Annotated in this window: 1 protein-coding gene; it reads right to left on the minus strand. The window is 55.4% G+C overall.

Features of this window, described 5'->3' with window-relative positions:
• Positions 1-1,231: 1,231 nt before the first annotated feature.
• Positions 1,232-2,764: a hypothetical protein gene (locus A3A5_RS43345; RefSeq protein WP_157637232.1), complete on the minus strand. Its 1,533-nt coding sequence runs from the start codon at positions 2,762-2,764 to the stop codon at positions 1,232-1,234.
• Between the last annotated feature and the right edge of the window lie 472 nt (positions 2,765-3,236).

The raw sequence follows: 3,236 nt of genomic DNA on the forward strand, positions 1-3,236 counted from the left end.
GCGTTCCACCACTGCATCCAGTACCACGCTACTCACTCCGGCTTTCGTTCGAGAACACGGAGGGTGCCCTATTTCTCGTCACCTTGAAAGGGGTGACTCTAAGGGGTGAATGATACGCCCCCGGGCCGCGTTCGTCGTCGATCAACAGGGCCGAACTCAGCCGGACGGGCCGATCCCCGAACTATACGGTCATCCTGTTGGCGGCTGCCCCGGTAGCTTCGGCGGCATGTCGACCGATGGATGAATGACCGAAATCAGCAGCCGGCTGCCGACGCTGACGGCAGTCAGGCAGTCTCTGTCGCCAGCTGCTATGTCGGAATGCCGTCCTCGAAACTATCGAACCACTCCCGGATCGCGTCGGCCACAAAGCTTGGATCACAAGTAGCGACATCCGGGACGCATGCGCGAATGAGCCCTTCGACGTCAAGACGTCGTTCCGCCTGAGCCCGCCAGGCATCGCGGTCGCGGGCAAGTATAGCGAGGTGCTGGTCTTGGATCGGGGTGTAACGCATGGCTCAGACGGGAAATGGAGTTGCCCGGTATTGACGGCCACCTCGCCGATTTCTTGACCCACTCGCTGCTACGTCAACCAAAGGGCGCGGGTGAAGCGGAACCGTCAGGTCCTGGCTCAGCATCACGGGATTCACGCCAGTCCGGCTAATTCCGGATTTCCAGTCCGGCAAATGTGCACATAGTGTGAGGGCCTGGAATTCGTGCGACTGAGTTTCCCGAAGAATCAAGCACTTACCCATTAATTCCGTCGCTACTCGACCATCTAAGAATCGGAATTGGTGAGACTACCCTGACGAGAAGCACCAATTGGTGCGACTGCTCTGTCAGGCGCCCTTTCGCTCACCTTTCTTCACTTTCCGCTCCACCAATCGCGCAAATCGGTCTACCCCTAACTCGATTTTTGCAGGAAGCGCGTCCGGACAGCCTGGGAGAACCTCAAAGTAGACCGCGCCGCATAACGTAAGTATCTGGCTAACTAAAAGGCTGTGTCCGGCGAACGCTCGCGATGCCTGTCGTCTCTTTCCGTTTGACGTCGGCGGGGAGTGCCGTTGAAGATCGTCAGGGAGTGGCAGGCGTGCGGACTCGTGGCCGAATTTACGCCTTTCCTCGAGCAGTTTGAACCTTGCGAACGCAAACGCTGCTTCGGCCGCTATCGCCTCTAGATTCTCGGCGGCGAAAGGATTCGGCGACGCCACGAGGATCCGGCGGGGTCATTCCTTCAATCTGCCTTCTCCCACACCTTCCACTGCTGATGTGCGCCGTTGATGTTGAAGCGCTTGGTCCCATCCAGTTGGGGCCTTGGACCCCAGATATCCGGGTTCATGTTGGTCACGCCGTTGGTCGTCTCGGCCAGGCCGGAACCGGTCGTGAACAAATAGTAACCAGGAAAAGATTCTTCTTGCAATTGCTGCTGAATAACCCTGACCTTGAACATTTCCCTGGGTTTGACGCGGATCACGATAAAGTCCATCAGGCCATCGCCAATCGACCATAATAGTGGTGGCAACCACCTTTTCCCCTTGAGAGCCCCATTTGACTTCGAGCTTGCCAGCAAGGTGTAGTTTTTGCCGCCGTCCTTGGACAGGTAAAGCTCCAAACCGTAATCGTTAAGGGCGTTGATCGGCACCACGTTGATCGACACGAACTGGTCGTAGTTGGAGGTAAAAAGATAGTCGTCCCCGTTGGATGCCGGTGCCTGCATGAACGAGTCAACGCCAAAAGAGGTGTCATTGACCTCGCAGTCGCGACAGGTGCCCATAGTCTGCGCATACGATTTGGAATACATCTCGAACAGCTCGTATGTCCTGAAGACGGTGGCGTCATGGCGGTAGCGCACCGGCTTAGTTTGCCGCACGGTTTTACAATCGGTTTCACAACCGACTTTGTACACGCCATTGGCGGTCGTGGTCATGCCGGCCTTGAGCGAAATGCCCAGCGGCCCCAAGGCCCCGAGGGCGCCAAGGGCCCCGGTGGGACCGAGCGGCCCTTGAATGCCCCAGACGCCGGCCGAATCCAGGTTGTGCGTATAGTTGCCCCACCAAGCGTTCTCTTCCTGAAGATGATACATATCCTTGAAGTATCCCGTAGGGTTGAGTGGTGCTTGCACATGTGCAGGAAAATATAAACCTAGGGAACAAGCTAATAAACCGAAGGGATCAAATGAACCTAAGGGGCAATATTGATCTGAGCAATTACCCCCTAAGGGACAACCTAAGCCATAGGAATAATCTGAACCTAAGGGGCCATGTGAACCATAGACGCACTTGTCGTCATCTTCGGAGACGGATACAGGGCACCAGTTGTTGTCGTAGGACTCGTGAGGATCGGTTGATTGGGTTCGGGTGCTTCGTCCCACCAGTAATGGTCCCAATGGTCCGATATAACCGAGTGGTCCAAAAGCTCCTAGCGGCCCGTAGCTACCGAGCGGTCCCGGGGCTTGGGTCATGTCGTGTGCGGTCTTTGAGAAGGCGTCCCTACCCTGGTACCACAGCGACGGCGACTCGGCCTTGTCCTTGTTCTCCTCCGTCAGGTCGAAGCGCATCACGATCGAATTCGCATTTTTCGAATCCATGTTGTCTTCGCTTAGAGCGTAAACCTGCTCCGCCGTCACCACCATGCGACATCGCGCGGGATCGTGGCCTTTACAGGCGAATTCCGCTGCGGGGCTGGGTGCCATAGAAACGCGATGACTCGGAACGGTGGCGCAGCCCCCGATCAGAAAAGCAACGATGAGCAATGCGAGATTTCTCATACTGCCTCCTTCTCGTTATTACAAAAAAGTTAAAGATATGCGGGAAAGTATTGCGAAAAATGGAGCGCTGTTGCCAAACATTAACAGGTGTGGTCAAAAAGAATTGATATTTATCAAGGGTTACTGCTTTCCGGAAAAAAGAAAGCCGGTATGTCATGAGATGTTCACACATCGTGACCGGGAATCCCCGACCGCGAAAGGACACGTTCGCTTTAAACGACATAGGGTAGCGCTTGTAAATGCCGACGGCTCATTGCTCGTCTCCGTCTTTGTCATGATCAGCCGACATGGTCGACGAGACGCTGAACCGCACTGAACACGCACTCGCGAGTGTCGTGTTTCACGTCTTACGACTGCTTCCCGATAACGGAACAATTACAGAGGTGGCGCCGGAAATTCGGACAGTCGGATAAATGGAAGAGCTGGGGTCTGAGCCGGCCATAATGGCGGGCAGAAAGGACCTCAGAAGATG

This window comes from Cupriavidus sp. UYPR2.512, assembly GCF_000379565.1.
Taxonomy (GTDB): Bacteria; Pseudomonadota; Gammaproteobacteria; order Burkholderiales; family Burkholderiaceae; genus Cupriavidus.